Source organism: Lautropia dentalis (assembly GCF_003892345.1).
GTDB lineage: Bacteria > Pseudomonadota > Gammaproteobacteria > Burkholderiales > Burkholderiaceae_E > Lautropia > Lautropia dentalis.
Map to the genome: position 1 here is coordinate 687989 of NZ_RRUE01000001.1, position 24132 is coordinate 712120.

At 65.4% G+C, this 24132-nt stretch carries 20 protein-coding genes; 15 read left to right on the forward strand and 5 right to left on the reverse strand.

Annotated features, from left to right (window positions below):
• Positions 1–105: 105 nt before the first annotated feature.
• A complete protein-coding gene (gene flgA, locus EHV23_RS02685) occupies positions 106–1098 on the reverse strand; it encodes a flagellar basal body P-ring formation chaperone FlgA (protein WP_158615804.1) in 993 nt (330 codons plus the stop codon).
• On the opposite strand from flgA, the gene EHV23_RS15480 reads away from it, so the two are divergent.
• The 15 genes from EHV23_RS15480 to EHV23_RS02755 all read left to right on the forward strand — a co-directional run bounded on the left by EHV23_RS15480 (position 1097) and on the right by EHV23_RS02755 (position 20110).
• Positions 1097–1375 (forward strand): hypothetical protein, encoded by a 279-nt coding sequence (locus tag EHV23_RS15480; protein ID WP_203228856.1) that lies wholly within the window; start codon positions 1097–1099, stop codon positions 1373–1375. The two genes, flgA and EHV23_RS15480, sit on opposite strands and share 2 nt — an antisense overlap.
• Positions 1376–1604: 229 nt before the next feature.
• Positions 1605–2063 carry a flagellar basal body rod protein FlgB gene (gene flgB, locus EHV23_RS02690; RefSeq protein ID WP_125094600.1) on the forward strand — a complete coding sequence of 153 codons (459 nt, stop codon included), beginning with the start codon at positions 1605–1607 and terminating at the stop codon, positions 2061–2063.
• A 275-nt stretch (positions 2064–2338) separates the two neighbouring features.
• Positions 2339–2788: a flagellar basal body rod protein FlgC gene (flgC, locus tag EHV23_RS02695; RefSeq protein WP_125094601.1), complete on the forward strand. Its 450-nt coding sequence runs from the start codon at positions 2339–2341 to the stop codon at positions 2786–2788.
• A 205-nt stretch (positions 2789–2993) separates the two neighbouring features.
• Positions 2994–3767: a flagellar hook assembly protein FlgD gene (locus EHV23_RS02700; protein WP_125094602.1), complete on the forward strand. Its 774-nt coding sequence runs from the start codon at positions 2994–2996 to the stop codon at positions 3765–3767.
• A 213-nt stretch (positions 3768–3980) separates the two neighbouring features.
• The gene (gene flgE / locus EHV23_RS02705) at positions 3981–5219 is read left to right on the forward strand and encodes a flagellar hook protein FlgE (RefSeq protein WP_125094603.1); all 1239 of its coding nucleotides are present in this window, start codon (positions 3981–3983) and stop codon (positions 5217–5219) included.
• A 15-nt stretch (positions 5220–5234) separates the two neighbouring features.
• The gene (flgF, locus tag EHV23_RS02710; RefSeq protein WP_125094604.1) at positions 5235–5972 is read left to right on the forward strand and encodes a flagellar basal-body rod protein FlgF; all 738 of its coding nucleotides are present in this window, start codon (positions 5235–5237) and stop codon (positions 5970–5972) included.
• A 21-nt stretch (positions 5973–5993) separates the two neighbouring features.
• Positions 5994–6776, forward strand: a complete 783-nt coding sequence (gene flgG, locus EHV23_RS02715) for a flagellar basal-body rod protein FlgG (RefSeq protein WP_125094605.1) — start codon at positions 5994–5996, stop codon at positions 6774–6776.
• Between the two features lie 187 nt (positions 6777–6963).
• On the forward strand, positions 6964–7632 hold the full coding sequence (locus tag EHV23_RS02720; protein WP_158615805.1) for a flagellar basal body L-ring protein FlgH: 669 nt from the start codon (positions 6964–6966) through the stop codon (positions 7630–7632).
• A 1436-nt stretch (positions 7633–9068) separates the two neighbouring features.
• Positions 9069–10229 (forward strand): flagellar basal body P-ring protein FlgI, encoded by a 1161-nt coding sequence (locus EHV23_RS02725; protein WP_125095475.1) that lies wholly within the window; start codon positions 9069–9071, stop codon positions 10227–10229.
• Between the two features lie 27 nt (positions 10230–10256).
• Positions 10257–11474 (forward strand): flagellar assembly peptidoglycan hydrolase FlgJ, encoded by a 1218-nt coding sequence (gene flgJ, locus EHV23_RS02730; RefSeq protein WP_125094607.1) that lies wholly within the window; start codon positions 10257–10259, stop codon positions 11472–11474.
• A 164-nt stretch (positions 11475–11638) separates the two neighbouring features.
• Positions 11639–13519 carry a flagellar hook-associated protein FlgK gene (gene flgK, locus EHV23_RS02735; protein ID WP_125094608.1) on the forward strand — a complete coding sequence of 627 codons (1881 nt, stop codon included), beginning with the start codon at positions 11639–11641 and terminating at the stop codon, positions 13517–13519.
• 6 nt (positions 13520–13525) lie between these two features.
• On the forward strand, positions 13526–14428 hold the full coding sequence (gene flgL, locus EHV23_RS02740) for a flagellar hook-associated protein FlgL (RefSeq protein ID WP_125094609.1): 903 nt from the start codon (positions 13526–13528) through the stop codon (positions 14426–14428).
• 272 nt (positions 14429–14700) lie between these two features.
• The gene (locus EHV23_RS02745; RefSeq protein WP_125094610.1) at positions 14701–15885 is read left to right on the forward strand and encodes an EAL and HDOD domain-containing protein; all 1185 of its coding nucleotides are present in this window, start codon (positions 14701–14703) and stop codon (positions 15883–15885) included.
• A gap of 316 nt (positions 15886–16201) precedes the next feature.
• Positions 16202–18037 carry a dihydroxy-acid dehydratase gene (gene ilvD / locus EHV23_RS02750; protein WP_125094611.1) on the forward strand — a complete coding sequence of 612 codons (1836 nt, stop codon included), beginning with the start codon at positions 16202–16204 and terminating at the stop codon, positions 18035–18037.
• 573 nt (positions 18038–18610) lie between these two features.
• Positions 18611–20110 (forward strand): serine hydrolase, encoded by a 1500-nt coding sequence (locus tag EHV23_RS02755; protein ID WP_158615806.1) that lies wholly within the window; start codon positions 18611–18613, stop codon positions 20108–20110.
• A 230-nt stretch (positions 20111–20340) separates the two neighbouring features.
• On the opposite strand, the gene EHV23_RS02760 is transcribed toward EHV23_RS02755, so the two are convergent.
• The 4 genes from EHV23_RS02760 to EHV23_RS02775 all read right to left on the reverse strand — a co-directional run bounded on the left by EHV23_RS02760 (position 20341) and on the right by EHV23_RS02775 (position 24067).
• Positions 20341–21084 (reverse strand): IclR family transcriptional regulator, encoded by a 744-nt coding sequence (locus EHV23_RS02760; protein ID WP_125095476.1) that lies wholly within the window; start codon positions 21082–21084, stop codon positions 20341–20343.
• Positions 21085–21309: 225 nt separating this feature from the next.
• Positions 21310–22395 carry a quinone-dependent dihydroorotate dehydrogenase gene (locus EHV23_RS02765; RefSeq protein ID WP_203228927.1) on the reverse strand — a complete coding sequence of 362 codons (1086 nt, stop codon included), beginning with the start codon at positions 22393–22395 and terminating at the stop codon, positions 21310–21312.
• Positions 22392–23123: an arginyltransferase gene (locus tag EHV23_RS02770; RefSeq protein WP_125095477.1), complete on the reverse strand. Its 732-nt coding sequence runs from the start codon at positions 23121–23123 to the stop codon at positions 22392–22394. Before EHV23_RS02770 ends, EHV23_RS02765 begins: the two co-directional genes overlap by 4 nt.
• Positions 23124–23128: 5 nt before the next feature.
• Positions 23129–24067 carry a leucyl/phenylalanyl-tRNA--protein transferase gene (locus EHV23_RS02775; protein WP_125094614.1) on the reverse strand — a complete coding sequence of 313 codons (939 nt, stop codon included), beginning with the start codon at positions 24065–24067 and terminating at the stop codon, positions 23129–23131.
• Positions 24068–24132: the final 65 nt, after the last annotated feature.

Sequence of the window (24132 nt, forward strand, 5' to 3'; positions counted from 1 at the left end):
ATTGAGGGACTCCTTGCCAATGGGTGCGTGCCACGTGGGGGCATGGCACGCTCTCTACTGGCGTTATCGGGCCCTTGCCGGAAAACTTGAGGACCAATCGACCGATTATCGGGAAATTATCACGTTTTTCCCTTCGACCAGACCGGTCAGCACCTTCCCGGCAGGTGTGCGCACCCGGATGGATTGCCCTTCGCCGGCGCTGGCCAGGGCCACGGCGTCGGTGGCGATTCTAAACCCGTCGCCCTGCGCAATGGCCATGACCGTCTCGCCGCTGCGGATGCGTGGCGCGGTACGCAGATGTTCGGCGCGCAGCGGCTGACCGGCGGTCAGTGTACGTTGCAGTTCCTGTCCGGCAAGCACCGTGCTGGTGGCAACCGGTGGTGAGGGGTACTGGGTCCAGTCCACCTGCTGGATGGTGAAATCACCCGGTTGCGGCATGCTGCCCGCGGCCAGTTGCTGGCGGGCGACGAGGGCGGGACCCTGGACACGCAGCTGGACGGCGTGCCATGCGGTCCATTGTGCGCCGGCCGTGCAGCGCTCACCCACGTTGATGCGTCCCCACAGGCGGGCGCCGGCGGCCAGAAAGTATTCGGTCTGCTGGCAGGGGGGCAGGTGGCTGGTGCGTGGTGCACGGACGACACTGAGCTGTGTCGTGACGGATTTGCCACGCGGGTAGCCAGGCTGCTGCCGCAGCCATCTGTCGAGGCGTTGCTCCGTTGTTGCTGGGGATGAGGGAGGAGGGACCGATGTGCTCACCGGGATTGCGGCGGCAGCAGGGCGGGGTTTCGTTGCGCTGCTTGGCTGGCTGTGTGCCTGTACGTCGTCGGTGCCGAGTGTGGCCATCAGCAGCAGGCCCAGGACGGCGACGCGATGCAGTTTGGCGCGGCGCTGGTGCAACAGGTAGTCGACGGGGGCATCCAGCCCGGCATGTCCGAGCCGGGTGTGTATCTGGTGCCAGCCGCTGGCCACCTGATGTTCCAAGCGGGCTGTGTGCTCGGGCAGACAGTCGAGTGAGCGCGACAGGCGTGCGGGCAGCTGCATGAGACTTGCCGACAGTTGCAGGGGCAGGCGGATGATCTGGGCCGGCAGCTGGTTCATGAAGGTGCTGGAAGTGCTGTCTGGGATACGGAAAAAGCGCATGATGGTGCCTGCGGGTGGGGTGCCGATGGTTGTCCATGCGCCATGGCAGGAGCCCTCGACGGATCTGTTGAGGAACCCCTGCAAAAGTTTGCGAGTGCGTCTGCATCGGGACGAACCAGAAGGCATGTACGGAGACGGATGGGGTCCTGTCATGCAACAGCATAGGGAAGGGGATCAGGGGCTGGTGATGGAGAAAGGGGGGATTTTCCCGGCTGTTTCGCCGATGGCGGGGTGAGCTGCTGCGGATAATGTCCTTCCTGACAATGGGTCAGGACAGCTCCATGGGCCGGGCGGCGCTCTGTGCCGGATTCTGCCTGCCGGGAGGTGCAAGCGTTGTGCTGGCGACTTTGCCGGCAGCAGGGTGTGTGGAGCATGATGCTTTGCTGCATCCGGTTGCGGCAAGGATGCGGGATGCAGGTCCCGGTGGTCTGCGGTTGCAACGTTATTTTGCGGGGGTGATACGCATGTTCGAACAGATGACGGATGCACTGGATTTTCATGGCAGGGCGCTGCAGCTGCGCGCCAGTCGCCAGGAAACGATTTCGTCCAACATCGCCAATGCCGATACGCCGAACTTCAAGGCACGGGATTTCGATTTCAGTGCGACGCTGCGCGAGGCCAATGGCATGGCGCCGGCCGATTCGGGCATGCGCGAGGCGTTGCCGGCTGCGGAAGGTGGGTTGCCGACGGTGGCCCTGGCACGGACGCACCGGGGGCATCGGGCCATGGGCATGGGCGCGATGCACAACGGGCAGCCCGAGCTGAAGTATGTGAATCCGGAGCAGCCCAGCATGGACGGCAATACCGTGGACCTGAATCGGGAGCGGGCGCAGTTTTCGCAGAACGCGGTGGGCTATGAGGCCAGCCTGCGTTTTCTGAATGGTCGCATCCGCACGATGATGACGGCCATTCGGGGGGAGTGACCGGCAGTGAGTGGTTGGCGATGACTGGTTGGTAGCGAGTGGTTGTTAGTAAGTGACCGGCAGTGAGTGGCTGGCGGTGAGTGGCTGGCAATGAACGGTCGGTGGTGATTGGCTGGCAGTGAGTGGCCGGCAAAGAATGGTTGGCGGTGAATGACCGACGGCGAGTTTCCGGGGCCGGTTGATCCGGAATGAATGAGGGGACGGCTACCGGACTGGAGACGGTCCGGCGGGCATTCCCTGACAGGTTTGATGCAACAGACAGGAGCAGGACAGGCATGGCTTCCCTGATGAACATTCTGCCGCTGGCGGGCAGTGCGCTGTCGGCGCAGAGCCAGCGGCTCAATACGGTGGCTTCCAATCTGGCCAACGCCGATACGGTGGCGGGGCCGGATGGCGAGGCCTACAAGGCGCGTCAGGTGGTGTTTCAGCCGGCGCTGGTACAGGCACGGGCGGCTGCCGGTGGACGGCAGTGGTCTACCCGCGGGGCATCGGCCTCGATGGGGGTGCGGGTGGTGGACGTGGTGGAAGACCAGACGCCCGGCAAGCAGACTTACGATCCGAAAAACCCGGCGGCCAATGCCGAGGGCTATGTGATGCACAGCAACGTGAACGTCATCGAGGAGATGGTGAACATGATCTCGGCATCGCGTTCGTACCAGAACAACGTGGAAATGATGAACACGGCGCAGCAGCTGGCGCTCAAGACGCTGTCGCTGGGACAGTGATGGTCATGTGAGCCGGGGCTGATGTGCGGTCTGTGCCGGAAGGTTTTCGGAGGCGCTGTTTTCCCTGGGTGGTGATGTGACCTGGGTGCTGATGTGCCCCGAGTGCTGTTGTGCCATGGGTGGTGACGTGCCGCTGCCGATGCCGTTCTGCTGACGGCGGGATGACAACGGCCATGAAGGATCAGGAATACAGAGGTTGACGAGCATGATGCTGAAGAGTCTGACGGGTGTGATGAGCTGGCCCACCGCGGCGAAGGGTGAGGACACGTCGAAGAACTACAAAACCGTCGATGATGACAATACCGGTGGGGTGACGGCTTCGGCGGGGCTGATGGACGGGGTGAAGAACGCCACGGCCAACATCAACGACGAGAGCACGGCCGACGGGACGGAGGATCGCTTCCTGAAGCTGCTGGTGGCGCAGATGCGCAACCAGGATCCGATGAACCCGATGGAAAACGCCGAGGTGACTTCGCAGCTGGCGCAGATCAGTACGGTGCGCGGGATCGAGTCGATGAACAGGTCGATGGCGGCTTTCACGGCCAGTGCGGCACAGAACACGGCGCTGGCGTCGGTGAGCATGATCGGCAAGAAGGTGCTGGCACCGGGCGAGAAATTCGAGTTCGATGGTTCGCAGAAGGGAGATACCCGTCTGGGCTTCGAGCTGAATGCCAAGGCCAGCACGGCACGGGTGGACATTTCCAACGAGCGTGGCGAGATCGTCTACAGCCACACGCTGGAAAATCTGGAAGCCGGGGCACACAGTCTGGCCTGGGATGGCAAGGATGCGAACGGTCGTCCGGTGGCTGCCGGCATGATGCGCATGAGTGTGACGGCGCTGGATGACCGGGTAGCGGTGGAATCGAAGACGCTGGTGCCGGTGACGGTGACCGGGGTGGCCCAGACCAGTACCGGGGCGATGCTCGAACTGGACCATGCCAAACCGGTATCGCCGGCAGAAGCCCGTCTTATCATTTGATCGGGTTGCAGGGAGGCAGGGTATCGTGACGGTATCCGGTTTCCGGGGCGGTCGTCTGTCATGTCTGGCAGGATGCAGTGCCCACCTGGACGGGCTGCCTTCTTTCGTGACCGGCTGATGCCGGTTCACCAGGTGGCCTGCAGTTTCTGGTTCGCGTAACCCATCGCGGGCGCGACATTTCAACGGATCGCCATTTTTCAAGGAGTCTGATTCATGGCATTTCAGCAGGGGCTTTCCGGCCTGAATGCAGCGGCGCGCCATCTGGACACCATTGGCCACAACGTGGCCAATGCGAGTACGGTGGGCTTCAAGGCCTCGCGTGCCGAGTTTGCCGATGTGTATGCCACCACCGTCTACGGGGTGTCGAACGTGTCGCCCGGCATCGGGGTGGAAGTGGGGGCCATTGCGCAGCAGTTTGCGCAGGGCGCCATCACCACCACCAACAATTCGCTGGACCTGGGCATCAACGGGGGGGGGTTCTTCCGCATGTCCGACAACGGCAGCATCACCTATACCCGTGAAGGGCAGTTCAAGCTGGACAAGAGCGGCTATATCGTCAATGCCTCCGGCAAGCGCCTGACCGGCTATCCGGTGGACAAGAACGGGATCGTGACCAACGGCACGGCCCAGGACCTGAAGCTGGAGTCCACCGACATTTCGCCGAAGGCCACGACCAATGCGGCCATCCGCGTGAACGTGGATGCGCGGGCCACGGTGCCGGCCACCGATTTCAATCTGACCGACGCCAAGACCTATGACGGTGGCACCTCGGTGAGCGTGTTCGACTCGCTGGGACGCGAGCATGTGATGGCGCTGTACTTCCGCAAGACGGCCGACAATACCTGGTCGGTGCACGGTACGGTCGATGGCAATCTGATGAATAAAGGCGCTTCGCTGGGCGAGCTGAAGTTCAATCCCAACGGAACGCTGAACACCGAGGCCAACGGTGGCACGACGTCGCCCTTCGAGGTGACGGTGCCAGTCGGCGCCGATGCGGATGTGCAAGGCAACCAGAAGATTACGCTGAACTTCAGTGACACCACCCAGTTCGGCACGAACTTCACGGTGGCGCACCAGGAGCAGAACGGCAATGGCTCGGGCAAGCTGGCGGGCTTTTCGGTGGGGCGGGATGGCAGCCTGATGGCGCGCTACACCAACGGTTTGACGGTCAGCAAGGGTCGTGTGGCCCTGGCCAACTTCACCAACCCGCAGGGACTGCAGCCGCTGGGCGGCAACCAGTGGGGCGAGACGGCCGATTCGGGCGCGCCACTGGTGGGCTCGCCGCAGACCGGTACGCTGGGTACGATCCAGTCGGGAGCACTGGAGTCGTCCAACGTGGATCTGACGCAGGAGCTGGTGAACATGATCACCGCGCAGCGTGTGTATCAGGCCAATGCGCAGACGGTGCGGACGCACGACCAGCTGCTGCAGACCATCGTCAACCTGCGTTGATGAAGGAGTGATGGCATGGACCGGATGATCTACCTGTCGATGACGGGCGCCAAGGCGCTGATGGAGCGGCAGGATGCGCTGTCGCACAACCTGGCCAACGCATCCACCGACGGTTTTCGCGCGGACCTGATGACGGCGCGCGCCGTGCCCATCCGCGAGGAGGGAACGGCCACGACACGGGTGTTCGCGGTGGAGACTTCCACGGGGTTCGACGGGAAGTCCGGTCCGATCCGCCAGACCGGCAATCCGATGGATGTGGCCATTCGCGACCGTGGCTGGTTTGCCGTGCAGGCAGCCGATGGCAGTGAAGCCTATACACGTGATGGCGGCATGGTGGTGGACGAGCAGGGCAACCTGCGCACCCGCCGCGGCCAGACGGTGCTGGGTGATGGCGGCCCGATTTCGATTCCGGACGGGGCCGATGTGCACGTGGCCGATGATGGCACCGTGATGGTGCAGATCGGCAAACAGAAGCCCACCCAGGCCGGGAAACTGAAACTGGTCGATCCGGAACTGGCCGATCTGAAGAAGGGCGATGACGGCCTGATGCGGATGAAGGAAGGGGGCGAGGCGCCCGTTTCCGACAGCGTGCGGGTGGCGCAGGGTGCCGTGGAAGGCAGCAATGTTAATGTGGTGGAGTCGATGGTGGGCATGATCGAGGTGCAGCGCCAGTTCGAGATGCAGATGAAGCTGCTGCAGACCGCCGAAGCCAACGAGCAGCGGGCCAGCCAGGTGCTGAGCATCCGCGGCTGATGAAAGCGCAGGAGAAGGAAGATGATTCGTTCGTTGTGGATTGCCAAGACGGGTCTGGATGCACAGCAGACCCAGATGGATGTGATTTCGCACAATCTGGCCAACGTGAGCACCAATGGCTACAAGCGTTCGCAGGCGGTGTTCGAGGACCTGATCTACCAGAACATGCGGCAGGTGGGGGCGAATTCGTCGTCCGATACGCAGCTGCCGACGGGGCTGCAGCTGGGGACGGGCGTGCGGCCGGTGGCCACGTCGCGTCTGTTCACGCAGGGCAACCTGCAGCAGACCAGCAACAGTTTCGACATGGCGATCAGCGGCCATGGCTTTTTCCAGCTGCAGATGCCCGATGGCACGACCGGCTATACCCGGGATGGTTCCTTCCATCCGGATGCGCAGGGCCAGCTGGTGAATGCCAATGGCATTCCGCTGTCGCCGCCCATTTCGGTGCCGCAGGGCACGCGGGACATCACGATTGCCAATGACGGTACGGTGACGGTGAGCATTGCCGGCCAGGACGGGGTGACGCAGATCGGGCAGATCCAGCTGGCCACGTTCCAGAATGCGGCCGGTCTGGATCCGCAGGGGCAGAATGTGTTCAAGGAAACGGATGCGTCGGGTGCGCCCACGGCCTCCACGCCGGGCATGAATGGTGCCGGCATGATCCAGCAGGGCTATCTGGAAACGTCGAATGTGAACGTGGTGGAGGAGCTGGTGTCGATGATCCAGACCCAGCGTGCCTACGAGATCAATTCGAAGGCCATCCAGACGTCCGACCAGATGCTGGCGCGGATTTCGCAGCTGTAATGAATGCCGGCCGGGGCCGGGCAACCGGGATTCCCCGGCTGTGACCCCGGTACGGCCGGCCGATACGCTCTGGCTGGATATGAAGACTGATCACGGAACAATCATGCGGGCTGCCTGGTTTCTTTCATTGGGGCGTCGTGGTGCGGGGACTGACGGGCGACCCGTACATTCTGGACGGACCCGGAGCATGTCGCTGGCGCTGATGCTGCTGTGGCTGGGGGGCTGTTCGACGGTGTTGCCGCCCGATCCGCGCATCGATACGCCGATGGTGGACCACAACCGGCTGGCCTCGATGCGCGCCCGGCCCGAGCCGCAGGCCAATGGTTCCATTTTCCAGGCGGGGGCGCAGCGCAACATTTTCGAGGATCGCCGTGCGCGTCAGCCGGGCGACATGCTGACCATCGTGCTGGAGGAGCGGCTGGTGGCGAAGCAGAGTTCGAACAGCACCATTGGCCGCAAGGGCGGGGGCTCGGCCAAGTTCGGTGCGCTGCCGTTCCTGAAGGATGACAAGCTGGGCAAGCTGGGGCTGGAGGCGTCCACGTCGAATTCGTTCGAGGGCAAGGGGACGGCCGGCAACGAGAACCAGTTTGCGGGCACGATCACGGTGACGGTGGTGGAGGTGCTGCCAAACGGGAACCTGGTGGTGAGCGGGGAGAAGCAGGTGGGGATCAATCAGGGGGTGGAGACGCTGAAGTTCGCGGGGGTGGTGGACCCGCTGACGATCATGCCGGGCAATACGGTGAGTTCGACGCAGGTGGCAGATGCGCGGATGCAGGTGCGGGATGCGGGGGATATCGACCGGGTGCAGACGACGGGGTGGCTGACGCGGTTCTTCCTGTCGGTGATGCCGATCTGATGGGAATGCGGCTCCTGCGGGGGCCGTTTTCTTTTGGGTGCCCTGGTACATGGAAGACGGCTCCAGGCGTTGTCCCGGTGCGTGGCGGACGATTCTGGGGAGCATTTCCGTGCACGAAAGACGGGTTCTGGTGACGGTCTTTGTGCACGAAAGATGGCTTCAAGGGGGAGGCGCGGGGGCTCGATAGATGGAAGACGACTTCGATTGGGGCGGCGCGGGGAGGGGGAGCCTCCTGCGGCTCATACACTCACGCCAACTTTGTTGCCCACGACCTGCGTCGTGGTCAACAAACTTGTCGGGCTGACACTTTCCGACAACCGGGGCTGCGCCCCGCCCGTCAGAAAGTGTTTGCCGCCTACCGTGAAATCGCCGCAGGAGGCTCCCCCTCCCCACGCCGCTTCACAGGTTCGGGGCATTGCGGCTTCGACGGAGGGGGCGGGATGGGCTGATCGTCGTTATCGGGTTTTGGTTGCCGCCAGGCACCCACTCCCAGCACCGCTTCACAGGTGCGGGCACGGTGGCTTTGACAGTGGTCAGGCAGAGAGAGGTTTTGTGGGCCAGATCTCAGTCCGTTTCCTGACGGCCTGCTGGGCGAAACGCTGACCTGCTCCCTGTCAGCAGCGATAACCTGTTGCCGCCGAGCCCCGATGTCAACACGCCTCCTGGATCATGGGGGAGACTGGGTCAGTGACCATGTTGGGGCGTCGTCCGATCAAAATCCTGGTTGTCCGAGACAGGAACACAGTGTTTTCTCCTTCTGCCTTCTGCCTTCTGCATTCAGGTGACAGGTAGACCTGTCCATCTTGAGACAAGCGACGTGGAGCGGGACGGCACTGCGGCGATTTCGCGGTCGGCGTGAAAACTTTGCAACGGGCGGGCGCAGCCCGGTTGTTGCAAAGTTTTATAGCCATCCAGTTTTGTTGACCACGACGCAGGTCGTGGGCAACAAAACTGGATTGAGCGTATGAGCCGCAGGGGCGTACCGGTCCGCGGCGCGTGCTGCAGCGGAGACGTATTGGCGCATGGGGTGGGTGCAACACCGGAGACGTATTGGCGCATGGGGTGGGTGCAACACCGGAGACGTATTGGCGCATGGGGTGGGTGCAACACCGGAGACGTATTGGCGCATGGAGTGGGTGCAACACCGGAGGCATGCTGGAACATGGGGTACATGCAGTACCGGAGACGTAATACCGTATGGAACGCATGAAGCACCCGGGGCGTAATGCAGCATGGACCACGTGCTGTGCCGCAGATGTATCGCACTGAAGGCGTGCCGCACCAGGAGACGGATGCAGCAAGGATTGGTGCCGTTTTCCGGGCTTCATCGGCAGATGGGGGAGAGGCCGTTTCTGGTGTGATAGCGGGCGTGAAGAACCCGTGAGGACGACCGACCGATGAACAGACTGGATTTTCGCCCTGCAGCGCCGTGTGCCATGCGTCGCGGTGGCCGTGCCCGTGGTGGCCGCGCAACCGTGGTGTTGCTGCTGATGGCGCTGTGTGGTGTGGCCGGGCTGCTGGGGGCGGTGCCGGCACAGGCCGAGCGGCTGAAGGAAGTGGCCAGCATCCAGGGGGTGCGGACCAACCAGCTCATCGGCTACGGCCTGATGGTGGGCCTGGACGGCACCGGGGACCAGACCACCCAGGCGCCGTTCACGGCACAGAGCATGAAATCGATGCTGCAGCAGCTGGGTGTGCAGCTGCCGCCCGGGGTGACGCCACAGCTGAAGAACTCCGCCGCCGTGGTGGTGACCGCGCAGCTGCCGGCGTTTGCGCAGCCGGGGCAGCTGATCGACGTGACCGTGTCGTCGGTGGGCAACGCGAAGAGCCTGCGGGGCGGGACGCTGCTGCTGACGCCGCTGCGCGGCGTGGATGGCGAGATCTATGCGGTGGCACAGGGCAATGTGGTGGTGGGCGGCGCGGGGGCGTCGGCTGGCGGCAGCAAGGTGCAGATCAACCATCTGAGCGCCGGACGCATCCCCAATGGTGCCTCGGTGGAGCGGGTGGTGCCGAACCAGACGCTGCAGGGCGAGTCGATCCGGGTGGAGCTGAACCGGACGGATTTTTCGGATGTGCAGCGGGTGACGGAGGCGATCAATCGTCGCATCCGGATGACGGCCGGGGGGGATGGCCGGCTGGCGGTGCCGATGGATGCGCGCGTGGTGGAGGTGCCGCTGCCGCGGGATCCGGCACGCCGGGTGGGTTTTCTGGCGGAGCTGGAATCGATGGATGTGGCGCTGTCGGATGCACCGGCGAAGGTGATCGTGAATGCGCGCACGGGTTCGGTGGTGATGAACCAGTCGGTGGTGCTGGCGCCCAGCGCGGTGGCGCACGGAAACCTGTCGGTGACGGTGTCGTCCACGCCGGTGGTGAGCCAGCCGGGGGCGTTCTCGGGCGGGCAGACGGTGGCGGGCCAGGTGTCGGACATCACGGTACGCCAGGAGGGCGGGGCGGTGATGATGCTGCCGAAGGCGGCGCAGCTGAAGGACCTGGTGCGGGCGCTGAACACGCTGGGCGCGACGCCGCAGGACCTGATTGCCATTCTGCAGGCGCTGCAGGCGGCGGGCAGCCTGAAGGCAGAGATCGAGATCATTTGATGGTGACATGCCCGACGGGAGGTTGTGATGTCTCTTTCTTCTTCGGGGCCCGGTGGATCATCGGCAGCGCGGGCGGATGCGGCGGTGTCGGGGCTGGCGTATGACGCACGCAGTCTGGACGGTCTGCGACATGCCAGTGCGCAGGACCGGGAGGCGATCCGGCAGGTGGCGCAGCAGTTCGAGGCGCTCTTCATGCGCCAGCTGCTCAAGGGCATGCGCGATGCGGTGCCGAAGAGTGGCATGTTCGATGGGCCGGGCAGCGATACGTTCACGAGCATGCTGGATACGCAGCTGTCGACGGCGGCAGCGGCGCAGGGCAATGGACTGGCGGCGCTGATCGAGCGGCAGCTGCTGGGCGACCGGGGGGATGGTCCCCGGTCTGCCGCCTCGGTGTCGGCGTGGTCGCTGGCATCGGGCAAACCTTTCGTGGCGGGCAATGAAGATTCGGTGGGCGTACCTGCGGACGGGCAGCAGCGGCTTGCGCAGATGCGTGGTGTTTCGGGGGCAGGCGCGGTGGCTTCGCTCGGAACGGACAGCATGCCCTATCAGGTGGAAGGCCGCGCGCTGGCGCAGGTTCCGCGCATGTCGTCGGGAGGGGTGCGCGGGTTGCCCGGCCAGGAGACCGATGGGCTGGTGACGGTTGGGAAAGGCCCGGCTGGCCATGGCATGACAAAGTCAGAGGATGGGCCGGGCAGGGCTGGGGGGCTGCAGGCGGCTGACGGACAGGCGGTGGCCGGTGAGGGGCTGACGCGTCTGGGACCGGTGCAGGCGGCATTCGTGCAGAGGATGTGGCCGCATGCGAAGGCGGCAGAGAAATCGACCGGTCTTCCGGCTGCATGGGTCGTTGGTCAGGCTGCATTGGAGTCGGGCTGGGGACAGCGCGATATACGGGATGCGCAGGGTCTTCCCAGCCACAACCTGTTCGGTGTGAAAGCGGGCAGGGGGTGGAAGGGCAGGACGGTGGCGGCGGTGACGACGGAGTATGTCAACGGCGTGGCCCGCAAGTCGGTGGAGATGTTCCGGCGTTATGACAGTTACGCCGAGGCCTTTGCCGACTGGGCGTCGCTGATGGCAGCCAACCCCCGCTACCGTGCCGTCGTGGAGGCCCGCAGCGCCAGGGAGTTTGCCGAGGGACTGGAGAAGGGCGGTTACGCCACCGATCCGGCCTACGGCCAGAAACTGAAGGCAACGATCGGCAGTCTGGTGGGTGCAATGACCGGGCGGCGGCCGGACGCGCCGCAGTGACCGGAATATCGGCCGCAGCCGGTGCATCGGTGTCTGCTGGAACGGCGGTGACAGCCTGGGTACGGGCAGCACCAGGACGCGGCAGCAATCAGGACATGGCAGCCAGCAGGACGCGGTAGCAACCAGAACAGCGGCGGTAACCAGAAGGGAAGCAAGGGAAGAACATGGCAGGACTCATCCATATCGGGCAAAGTGCGCTGTCGGCTGCGTATGCGCAGCTGCAGACGGGCGGCCACAACATCGCCAACGTGCACACGCCGGGTTATGTGCGCCAGGAGGTGCTGCAGGCGACGGCCGGTGGCCAGTATTTCGGGCACGGCTATATCGGCAACGGGGTGGAGGTGACGGATGTGCGCCGTGCCTATGACCGCTTCATGGCCGATGAGGTGACGCGCAGCACGTCGCTGGCCGGGGCGGATTCGGTGCGGGCGCAGCAGATGCGCCAGGTGGAGAACCTGCTGGCCGATACGGATACGGGCATCGGCGTGTCGATGGACGAGTTTCGTGCGGCACTGGGGGATGTGGTGAACAATCCGTCCGACCCCAGTGCGCGGGCGGTGGTGGCGTCGCGGGCCGAGCGGGTGGCGCAGCGGTTCTCCTGGACGGCGCAGAAAATGGAATCGATCATGACCGAGACCGGCCGGCGGATCGAGGAGGCTGCCGGGTTCGTGAACGTGCGGCTGGAGCAGGTGGCGTCGCTGAACCGGCAGATCTCGTCGGCCACGGCCAATGGCCACCAGCCCAACGACCTGCTGGACCAGCGTGATGCGGTGATCAATGAACTGGCCTCGAAAATCCAGCTCACGCGTGATGACCAGGCCGACGGCAGCGTGAACCTGTATACGGCCATGGGTCATTCGCTGGTGCTGTCGGAGCGGGCGGCGAAGCTGGTGTCGGTGCCGGGGGATGCGGATTCTGCGCGCACGCGCCTGATGCTGGATGTGCATGGCAAGCAGGTGGAAGTGACGGAAAGTACGCTGGGCTCGGGCGAGATTGCCGGGCTGATGCGTTTCCGTGACCAGGACCTGATGGCGGTGCAGGCCAAGCTGGGACAGCTGGCGGCTTCCTTCGGGGGCGCCTACAACCTGCAGCACATGCGGGGCCTGGACATGAACGGCAATCCGGGCAGGCTGGTGTTCAGCGTGGGCCAGCCGGTGGTGCAGGCGTCCGACGGCAATACCGGCAATGCCGATCTGGATGTGCGCATCCGGGTCCCGTCGATGCTCAAGGCGGCGGATTACCGGCTTTCCTATGATGGTTCGGTGTACACACTGGAAAACACCCTGGACCGGACGAAGCAGGAATTCACGCAGCTGCCGATCAATGCGGATGGCCTGGAGTTCAACCTGAAATCCGGCCAGATGGCTGCCGGGGATACGCTGAACATCCAGGCTGCCACGGCCTATGCGGGCCGGATGCGTTCGGTGCTCAATGGCGGGGCGTCGCTGGCGGCTGCCGAGGCGATGTCGGCTGCGCGCGGGCCGCTGAATCAGGGGACGGTGGGCATCGAGGGCTATCAGCAGGCCGATACCAATGCCGACCGGACGAAGGACATCATGCTGACGTTCACGGCAGCAAACCGTTACACGCTGACGGTGGACGGCAGGGAGGTGGCAACGGACCAGCCCTACACGTCCGGGGAACCGGTGAACGTGGCCGGCTGGCAGATGATGCTGACCGGGATTCCCACCGCGGGTGACACGGTGACGCTGGCACCGCGCAAGGCCATCCAGCAGGACAACGGCAATGCGCGCTGGCTGGTGACGCTGGGTGACCAGGAGACGGTGGACGGTGCCACGTTCAGTCAGTCGTTTACCTCGCTGCTGTCGGATGTGGGCAGCCGCACGTTGCAGGCCAAGACGTCCGAGAGGGCGTCGGAGAAGATGCTGGACGGTGCAAAGACGGTGCTGGCCAACCGTAGTGGGGTCAATCTGGATGAGGAAGCTGCCCGGCTGCTGCAATACCGGCAGGCTTATCAGGCGGCGGCCAAGGTGATCCAGACGGCCGATGAAATGTTCAATTCGATTCTGGCTCTGGCAAGGTGATCGATCATGAGAGTGGCAACCAGTCAGTACCGCATGCATGCGGTGCAGAACATCGTGGACCAGCAGGCAACGATTGCCGGGCTGCAGGAACAGGCCTCGACGGGCCGCAAGGTCAACCGCGCCAGCGATGATCCGCTGGCGGCGGCAGAGGTGGAGCGTCTGCGTTCGGAGCAGGCGCGCAACCAGATCGAGAAGCGGATGATGTCGTATGCCAAGAGCCAGATGGCGCAGGCCGAGGGGCTGCTGGGTGGCGGTATCGAGACGCTGCAGCGGGCTCGCGACCTGATGATCAATGCCCGCAACGGCGCGATGGGCGAGCAGGATCGCGCCACGATTGCGTTACAGCTGGAGCAGTACCGGGTGGAACTGCTGGACATTGCCAACCAGCGCACGCAGGACGGCAACTACGTGTTTGCGGGCGAGGGCAGCCTGACGGCGCCCTTCCTGCCGCAGGGGAATCCGACATTCCAGGGGCAGGCAGGGACCCGGCAGAACGGCATCACGATTCCGTTCAATCTGAGCGTGAACGGGGCACTGACGCTGCAGGGCTTTGGCAAGGATGGCAAGGGCTCCATTTTCGGGGAGCTGGACAAGGTGATCACGGCGCTGCGCGGCGACGATGCGGCCGCGGCGGACAAGGCCCTGCGGGATGGGGAAGGGGCGGTGGACTGGACGCTGGAACAGATGTCGGAAGACCGCAGTGTGCTGGGCGAGCAGATGCACATGATCGAGTCCCGCGAGCGTCTGCTGGAATCGGGTGAGCTGGGCGCCGCTCAGCGCCGTTCGGACCTGATCGATACGGATTATGCGGAGACGCTCTCGGGCATCCAGTCGCGCGACACGGCACTGCGTGCGGCCATGCAGACGTATTCGCAGATCTCCCAGCTGTCGATGTTCAACTACCTCTGATCGCCCGGGGTATTGAGAGGCCGGCCCATCGCCCGTAGGCTTGTGTGTCGGGTGGTGGGCCGGTTTTCCTTTGAAATCAGCCGGTTTTCATGGAATGGGCTGGTGCTCGCGGTGCAGGCCGGTTTTCGTGGGCGGGCTGGTGCTTGCGGTGCAGGCCGGTTTTCATGGGCAGGCTGGCTCTCGTGGGGCGGCGGTTTTCATGGGATGCACGCCGGTTTTCCCGATGTCCCGGGCGGCCACACATACATGTTTCCTTCCAGGGTGTTTCGCTGATGTCTCTGTCCAGTCTGCTGATCGGTTATCGTCCGGTGATCGACCGTGACCGGCGCATCATGGCGCTGCAGGTGCGTTTTGGTCCCTGCGACGAGGCGCCGATGCCGCTGTCCTCGCTGTACCGGCTGGTGGCCGATGACCGGCCGCTGCAGTCGCACACGCTGCTGCTGTCCGCGCCGAAGGCCGAATTCGATGCAGCACTGACCGAGCTGGAACCGGTTCCGGGGCTGTGGGTGGAGGTGCCGGCTGCCGTGGCCGAGGATCCGGAGCATCAGCAGATGCTCTTCCTGCTGCACGAGCGCGGCATGGGGATGGTGCTGCAGGGCACGCCGGAGCAGCCACTGCCGGAGGAGCTGCTGGGGATGTTCCGGCTGGCCATGGTGGATGTGGATGCCGAGCGCCGTGGCCGGGAAGAGGAAGAAGACACGGGGCTGATCCGGCCACGCAGCCGCCGCAGCATTGCGGTGGTGCAGTCGGGGGTCGAGAGTCTGGCGGCGATGGAGCAGGCCTTTGCCGGGGGCGCCTATGCGGTGTGCGGCTGGCAGATCCCGGATCTGGTGGAGTCGGGCAACGCGGTGGGCAGCGCCGATTATCTGGGCGTGCTGCGGCTGCTGTCGATGGTGGAGAAGGATGCGTCGCTGCGCGAGATCGAGGCGGTGATCCGCCAGGAGCCGGAGATTGCCTACCGGCTGCTCAAGCATATCGATTCGGTGGGCTTCGGGCTGTCGGTGCCGGTGCAGAATTTCCAGCATGCGGTGATGTTCATGGGCTATCAGGGCCTGCGCCGCTGGCTGTCGCTGATGCTGGTGAGCGTGAGTGCCGACGAGAGCCGCCGGCCGCTGATGCTGGCTTCATTCCGCCGCGGGCTGATTCTGGAGCGTCTGGCGGGGCCGGTGGCCGACGCCGAGGCGCGGGAGGAGATGTTCCTGCTGGGCGTGTTCTCGCTGCTGGACCGGGCCCTCGGTCAGCCCTTTGCCCGCCTGCTGGAGCGGGTGTGGGTGCCGGATGCCGTGCGTGAGGCACTGGTGGAGGGCACGGGGCCGCATGCACCGCTGCTGCGTCTGGTGGAATCGGTGGAGCAGGGGCCGCTGTGCGATACGCACGACCGGCTGGAAGCCTGCCATGTGAGTCTGGACACGTTCAACCAGGCGATTCTGGCCACGCTGCGGGTGGTGGAGGTCTGAGGCGGGGCCGGTGCCGGTGTGGGGGCAGGGACGCAGGGTGACGCCTTGTCGGCATGTAACCGGACCGGTGCGGGGACGAATGGGGCCATGACACACGTCAGGACCGGTTTACCGGCTGGCGGGTGATGGTTTCGGCCGGTATCGGGATGCGGTCGGGGTGGGTGTAATGGGGATGCGAAACGTTACGTGCCCAAGGGGATGAAAACGGCCTGCAGCGGGCCGATGATGCGCATTCGTGCCCGTGATGAATGATGGGCAGGGGGGCCGTTTCCGGGGTGGCTGCATGTAGAATGGCGGGCTGATTTTTGGAGAGATCATGCCCAAGTTACGTTCTGCCACCAGTACCCAGGGCCGCAACATGGCCGGTGCCCGCGCGCTCTGGCGCGCCACTGGCATGAAGGAAACCGATTTCGGCAAGCCGATCATTGCCGTGGTCAACTCGTTCACGCAGTTCGTGCCGGGGCATGTGCATCTGCGCGACATGGGCCGGCTGGTGGCCGAACAGATCGAGAAGGCCGGGGCGGTGGCCAAGGAGTTCAACACCATTGCCGTGGACGACGGCATTGCGATGGGCCATGGCGGGATGCTGTATTCGCTGCCCTCGCGCGACCTGATCGCCGATTCGGTGGAGTACATGGTCAATGCGCACTGTGCGGACGCGATGGTGTGCATCTCCAACTGCGACAAGATCACCCCGGGCATGCTGATGGCCGCACTGCGGCTGAACATTCCGGCGGTGTTCGTGTCGGGCGGGCCGATGGAGGCCGGCAAGACGAAGCTGGCCGACAGGGTGATCAAGCTCGACCTGGTGGACGCCATCTACAAGAGTGCCGACCCCACGGTGAGCGATTCCGACAGCGACATGATCGAGAAGTCGGCCTGTCCGACCTGTGGCTCGTGTTCGGGGATGTTCACGGCCAACTCGATGAACTGCCTGACCGAGGCGCTGGGGCTGAGCCTGCCGGGCAATGGTTCGTGTCTGGCCACGCACGCCGACCGCCGGCAGCTGTTCCTGCGGGCTGGCGACCAGATCGTCGAGCTGTGCCGCCGCTATTACCAGCAGGACGATGCCTCGGTGCTGCCGCGTGCGCTGGCCACGCGCGATGCCTTCGAGAACGCGATGAGCCTGGACATTGCCATGGGGGGCTCGACCAACACGGTGCTGCACCTGCTGGCGGCAGCGCAGGAAGCCGAGGTGGATTTCACCATGGCCGACATCGACCGGCTCTCGCGCGCAGTGCCCTGCCTGTCGAAGGTGGCGCCGAACACCGAGAAGTACCACATGGAGGATGTGCATCGTGCCGGCGGCGTGATGGCCATTCTGGGCGAACTGGACCGGGCCGGGCTGCTGCACAACCAGACGCGCACCATTCTGGGTACGTCGATGCAGGAGCAGCTGGCGAAGTACGACATCATGCAGACGCAGGATGGCGACATCGAGCAGTTCTTCCGCGCCGGGCCGGCCGGCATCCGCACGACGCAGGCGTTCTCGCAGGATACGCGCTGGAAGACGCTGGACCGCGACCGCGAGCATGGCTGCATCCGGGCAAAGACGCATGCCTACAGTCAGGATGGCGGTCTGGCGGTGCTGAAGGGTAATCTGGCCGAGAACGGCTGCATCGTGAAGACGGCCGGGGTGGACGAGAGCATTCTGAAGTTCACCGGCCGGGCGCGGGTGTACGAGAGCCAGGAAGATGCAGTGAGCGGCATTCTGGCTGGCGAGGTGGTGTCGGGCGAGGTGGTGATCATCCGCTACGAGGGGCCGAAGGGCGGGCCGGGCATGCAGGAGATGCTGTATCCGACCAGCTACCTGAAGTCGATGGGGCTGGGCAAGGAATGCGCGCTGCTGACCGATGGCCGCTTCTCGGGCGGTACGTCGGGGCTGTCGATCGGCCACTGTTCGCCGGAAGCGGCCGCTGGCGGGATGATCGGGCTGGTCGAGAACGGCGACACCATCGCCATCGACATTCCGAACCGCACGATCCATCTGGATGTGCCGGCCGATGAACTGGCCCGCCGGCGTGCGGCGATGGAGGTACACGGCTGGAAGCCGCGCAACCGTCAGCGCGAAGTGTCGTTTGCGCTGAAGGTGTTCGGGCACTTTGCCACGTCGGCCGACAAGGGGGCCGTGCGGGACAGGACGATGCTGTGAGGGCCTTCGCGCGGGGCGAATGAGTCCCTGCATGCCCTGATCCACGTGGGCTGGTCTGCGGGCCGGCCCTCTGTATCCCCCGGGGGCTGGAAGGGTGGCCGGATGGTCGCCGGCCGGTCGCCGGCCGGTCGCCGGCTGGCCTCTGCAGCAGGGGAGGATGGTCACGATGCCGTTGGGTCGTGGCCATTTTTATTGCGTCGCAACATAAGCGATTCCCGTTCTTGTTTGAGAACGGGAGAGCGCTTGTGACGTCTGGATGCCGAAAATACAAGCGAACGCAAGTCTTGTTACGGTGTGTGTTGCTTCTGTGCCGAAAATGCGGGTCGGCATCTGTCGGGTGGCAGCGCGCGCCGGTCGGTCACGAGGCGGCCGATCCGCCGAGAGGCAGGCTGGACGGCGATCTTCGGGCGATGGGTGGTGGTTGCGGGGCGTGGCGTCCGGGCAACTTTAGGCGCTGCTTCAGGCTGTACGGGTAAGGCATTGAAAATCAAATGATTTAGCCGGTAGAATTTTGGTTATTGGTTTCTGGTTGTGGCGGGAAGGATGATGGTGCGAGCAGGTGGTTTTTCCTGGATGTCGAAGGTGCTGGTCAGCGCGCTGCTGCTGGCGGGGTGCGTGCACGCCGAGCTGGCGCTGGCCCAGAAGCCTTCCCAGGGGGCAGGCGGCAAGGTGGCTTCTGCCCGCACCGGCAAGGCTTCGGTGAAGGCGGCCGGCAAGCAGTCGGGCAAGTCGTCCCGGGCTGTGGCAGCCCGGTCGGCCGGCAAGGCTTCGTCCACGGCCGGGCGCAGCCATAAAACGGCGGTTTCCGCGGTGGCAGGCAGCAAAAAGGCCGCCAAAACATCACGCGATGCCGTCAAAACAACCAAAAATAGTAACAAAACCGCTCAAAATGCAGTGCGCACCGGTCTGTCCGGCCGGGTGGCCGTGGCTTCGTCCCGTGCCAGGGCGCGCGGCTCGTCATCCCGTTCGGGGGTGAAGGTTGCTGCAGTGCAGCAGTCGCGTGGCAGCCGTGAGGCCCAGGCAGGAGCCGGGGTGGCCAGATGGCGTGCGTCGTCGCAGGGAAGCGTGACGGTGGCCGATCGGCGTGCGTCGTCGCGGGGGCGTGTGACGGTGGCCGACCGGCGTGTCCCGTCGCAGGGGGGCGTGACCGTGGCTGACCGGCGTTCGGCGTCGGGCAGCGAGGCACGGCCGCAGCTGCTGGCCAGCCGGGGCGTGGCGGCGGTGAGTGCCCGGCCGGTGTCGCTGGCCGATCAGGACCGTTTCGTGCCGCCCTCGCCGGATCTGCCGGCCATGGCCAGTGGTTCGCTGGGCGAGGCGGCCGGGCTGAACCGGATTCCCGATCCGCTGGCGCTGCGCTCCAGCGTGGCGCTGGTGGTGGATCCGCGCAACGGCAAGATCCTGTATGACAAGAATTCGTCGGCGGTGCTGCCCATTGCCTCGCTAACCAAGCTGATGACGGCGATGGTGGTGCTGGATGCCGGCCAGCCGCTGGACGAGAAGATCCGCATCGAGGTGGAAGACCGCGATACCGAGCGCTACAGCACCTCGCATCTGCCGGTGGGAACCGAACTGACGCGGGCCGAGCTGATGCAGCTGGCGCTGATGTCGTCGGAGAACCGGGCCGCCCACGCGCTGGCCCGCAGCTATCCGGGTGGGGTGGAGGCCTTCCTGGCGGCCGCCAACGAGAAGGCGCACAGCATCGGCATGCTGGATTCGGTGTTTCTGGACCCGACCGGGCTGAATGCGTCGAACGTGTCGACGGCCCGCGATCTGGCGCTGCTGGTGGCCAGGGCCGCCCGCTATCCGGAAATCCGCCGCTTCTCGGTGGCCAGCCAGCTGCAGGTGAAGACGGCCTACGGTACGCGGGTGTTCCACACGACCAATCCGCTGGTGGGCAACCAGCAGTGGGGGCTGACGGTGCAGAAGACCGGCTTCATCAACGAGGCGGGCAACTGCGTGGTGATGCAGGCACGGGTCAATGGCCGGCAGATGATCATCGTGCTGCTGGACTCGCAGGGGCGCTATTCACGGGTCAGTGACGCCAACCGCCTGCGCCGCTTCATCGAGGGTTGAGCCGCGGGGAGCGATCATCCGGCGCGGCATGTCCGGGGATGCACGGTCGGGGCACAGGGTGTTTGCCTCCGTTCCGTGGCTGCCACCGGTTTCGGGCATCCGGGGCCAGTCAGGGCCGGGTGATCCAGCCGGCGCGAAAAAGGGGTACGGGATGCCCCTTTTTCATGGGTGCGCTGCGGCCGACCGGGGCTGTTTCCAGCCCCCTGCCTGTCGTACGCACGGCCCGCGCGTCAGCGTGTGATGCCGGCCGGGTCGCGGGCGTCGTAGCCGAGCGACGCGGAGATCTGCGCGGCGGTGCGGCTGAGCTGTTCGACCCAGCCGTTCTGCAGGAAATCGACCGGGGCCGAGATGGACAGGCCGGCCACCAGTTCGCCGCTGTCGTCGCGGATGCCGGCGGCAATGCAGCGTACGCCGAGTTCGAGTTCCTCGTTGTCGTGGGCGTAGCCGTTGCTGCGTACCAGGGCCAGTTCACGCTCGAGGTGGACGGGGTCGGTGATGCTGTTGTGGGTGTGACCGGCCAGACCGGTGCGGGTGATGTAGTTCTGCAGGGCGCGGTGGGTTTCTCCGGCCAGGAACAGTTTGCCGACCGACGTGAGGTGCAGCGGGGCCCGGCCGCCGACGGCGCGCACGACCTGCATGCCGCTGCGTTCGGACAGCGCGCGCTCGATGTAGACGATTTCGTCACCCTGCCGGATGGACAGGTTGATGGGCTGGCCGGTGAGGCGGTGCAGCTCGCGCATGGGGCCCATGGCGGCATCACGGACGTTGAGACGGGTCTTGACCAGGTTGCCCAGTTCGAGCAGCCGCAGGCCCAGCTGGTAGCTGCCGGTGTCGACGCGGTCGACGAAACGGGCGGTGACCAGATCGTTGAGGATGCGGTGCGCGGTGGAGGGGTGCAGACCGGTCCGGCCGGAGAGTTCCTTCAGGCTGATGGCATCGGGCTGCTGGGCCAGGACATCGAGCAGCGACACCATGCGTTCGAGCACCTGGATGGTGGTTTTGGTGTGCCTGGGCGGGCGCGTGGTCCCCGCCGTGCCGGAGGAAGCGGGGGCTGCGGAATCAGAGAGAGTGTGGTCAGGCATCAGGACGCAGAGAGGCTCGGAGGAACCGGACCCTGTCATCAGGGCCCGGTTCCCCAGGGTAGATCTCGCAGGAAAGAAGGTGTCAATGACACGCTACATACCCGCGACTGTATGATTCTAGCGCATCGTTCCATCATGGCCGTGAATGGCCCGCGCTGCGGCATTGACGAGCGAGGGGCCCTGGTAGATCAGGCCGCTGTAGAGCTGCACGAGATCGGCGCCGGCCTGGATCTTGGCGACGGCATCGGCGCCTGACATGATGCCGCCCACGCCGATGATGGGGTAACGGGCGGGCAGGCCGGCACGCAGGGCACGGATGACGCGGTTGGAGGCTTCGAAGACCGGGCGTCCGGACAGGCCGCCGGATTCGGTGGCGTTGGCCAGGCCCTGTACGGCATCGCGGGACAGGGTGGTGTTGGTGGCGATGACGCCATCGATGTGGTGGCGGGTGAGGGCGTCGATGATGACGGTGATCTGGTCGTCATCGAGATCGGGGGCGATCTTGAGCAGCAGGGGCGGGTTGCGGCCCAGCTCCTCCGCCAGGCGGCGGCGCTCGGTGTCGAGGGCGCCGAGCAGGCCATCCAGTTCGTCGCTGCCCTGCAGCTTGCGCAGGTTGGCGGTGTTGGGCGACGAGATGTTGATGGCCACATAGTCGGCCAGCGGCCAGACCCGGGCCAGTCCCTTCAGGTAGTCGCCGGTGGCGGATTCGAGCGGGGTGGCGGCGTTCTTGCCGATGTTGAGCCCCAGCACCGGCGGGGTATTTTCGACGAGGGCGCCCCGTTCGAGGGCCTGGCGTTTCTGCCAGGTGCTGGAGCGCTGCACGTTGGCGACGAAGTCGGCCAGACCGTCGTTGTTGAAGCCGAAGCGGTTGATGATGGCCTGTGCCTCGGGCAGGCGGAACAGCCGGGGCTTCGGGTTGCCGGGCTGGGCCAGCGGGGTGACGGTGCCCAGTTCGAGAAAGCCGAAGCCCAATGCGGCCAGGCCGTCGATGTGGCTGGCGTTCTTGTCGAGCCCCGCGGCCACACCGACCCGGTTGGGGAAGGTGAGGCCGAGCAGCTGTACCGGGTCTTCGACGCGGTCCGGGCGCAGGCAGGCGGGCGCGGCAGCCAGGACATCCATGATCTGCATGCCGATGTGGTGGGCGCGTTCGGGGTCCTGCGAAAAGAGCAGGGGGCGCAGCAGCTGGTAGCCGAGGGCGCTCAGTTTTTCAGCGGTATCCATTGTCCGTCTATCCGTTGTTCGAGCGGGCGGAAGTTGCTCTTGTAGCGCATCGAAGGCGCCTGTTCGATCCAGTGGCCCAGGTAGAGGTAGTCGAGGCCAAGAACCTGGCACATCCGGATCTGCCAGAGAATGCCATAGGTGCCGAGGCCGCCGCCCGGCGCCTCCGGCTCGAAGAAGGTATACACCGCGGAGAGCCCGTCGTCGAGTACGTCGATGATCGAGACCATCATCAGCTGCCCGTCGGGGGTGCGGAATTCGACCAGGCGGGTATCGACCGACGACTGCAGCAGGAACTCGCGGTACTGGTTTTCGCCATCTTCGCTCATGCCACCGCCACGGTGGCGGGCCTGCAGGTAGCGAATGTAGAGGGCGTAGTGTTCGTCGCAGAAGGCGAGGGGCAGCTCCCGGCCGGTCAGCTGGCTGTGGCGGCGGGCGGTACGGCGCTGGCTGCGGTTGGGGCGAAAGCGCGCCACGGGCACGCGCACGGGGATGCAGGCGCTGCAGTTGTCGCAGCGGGGCCGGTAGGTGTGCCGGCCGCTGCGGCGAAAGCCGTTGCGCACCATGTGGCCATAGTTGCCGGCGGTGATGGCGATGGCCGGATCGGCCACCTGGGAGCGCGCCATGCGGTCGGGCAGGTAGCTGCAGGGGTACGCGGCCGTGACGTAGAGCCGGATGCTGTATTCCTGGACGGGGGGCTGGCCGCTGCGCATCGGGTTCATGCCCGGTGGCCGGGGGAGGCGGAAACCGGCGTGGCATCGTCTGTCTGGCCGGCGGACGGTCCAGGGCCGGTCTCCTGTCCGTTGCCGGTCTCCCGAAAGGTCTCCGGCCGGGGGTGAGGCGGGTGTTGCGTGGCGGTAGCCGTGACGCTGCCGGATGAGGGATCGGGCCAGTGGAGATCGCGCGCGACGGCGTGCCAGTCGGGCCCGGGCTGCCGCAGCAGGGGCTGGATGCGTGCGAGGAATTCGGCACGGGAAATGTCGCGTCCGCCTAGACTGCCCAGATGCCGGGTGGACTGCTGGCAGTCGACCATCGGGAAGCCGTGCTGCACGAGGAGGTGCATCAGGGTGGCGAAGGCGCACTTGGAGGCGTTGGGGCGCCGGGTGAACATCGATTCGCCAAAGAACATGCGGCCCAGCGAGACACCGTAGAGGCCGGCGATGAGCTGCGGACGGGGGGCGTCATCGTCGAAGGCCGCCGGGGCCGTCCCGGTGGGGGCGGCTTCCCAGACTTCGAGCGAGTGGGCCAGGCCCAGGGCATGCAGGCCCGTGTAGGCTGCGATGATGGCGGGGGTGATCCAGGTGCCTTCCTGGCCGGGACGGGGCTCGGCGCAGGCCTGCATGACGCGGGTGAAGGCGGTGTCGAGGGTGATGTGCCAGGCGGGTGCGCCGGGGGCACGTCCGTGCAGCTGCCGGAGCAGACGGCGCAGGGTGCGGGCGGGCGAGAATTCGCCGGTGAAGACGACCATCCGCGGGTCGGGGGACCACCACAGGACCGGCTGGCCGCTGGTGTACCACGGGAAGAGGCCGTGGCTGTAGGCCTCGACGAGGCGGTGTGGCCCGAGGTCGGCCCCCAGGGCGATGAGGCCCGGGTGACCGGGGACATCCTGGTCGGCGGGGGGCAGCGGGGTGTCGGGGTCTACCCAGTGGCGGATCATGGGGCGGGCAGGTGTGTGGCAGGTCCGGGGACGAATGCGTCCAAAACACGCTCCGGTGTTTTCGG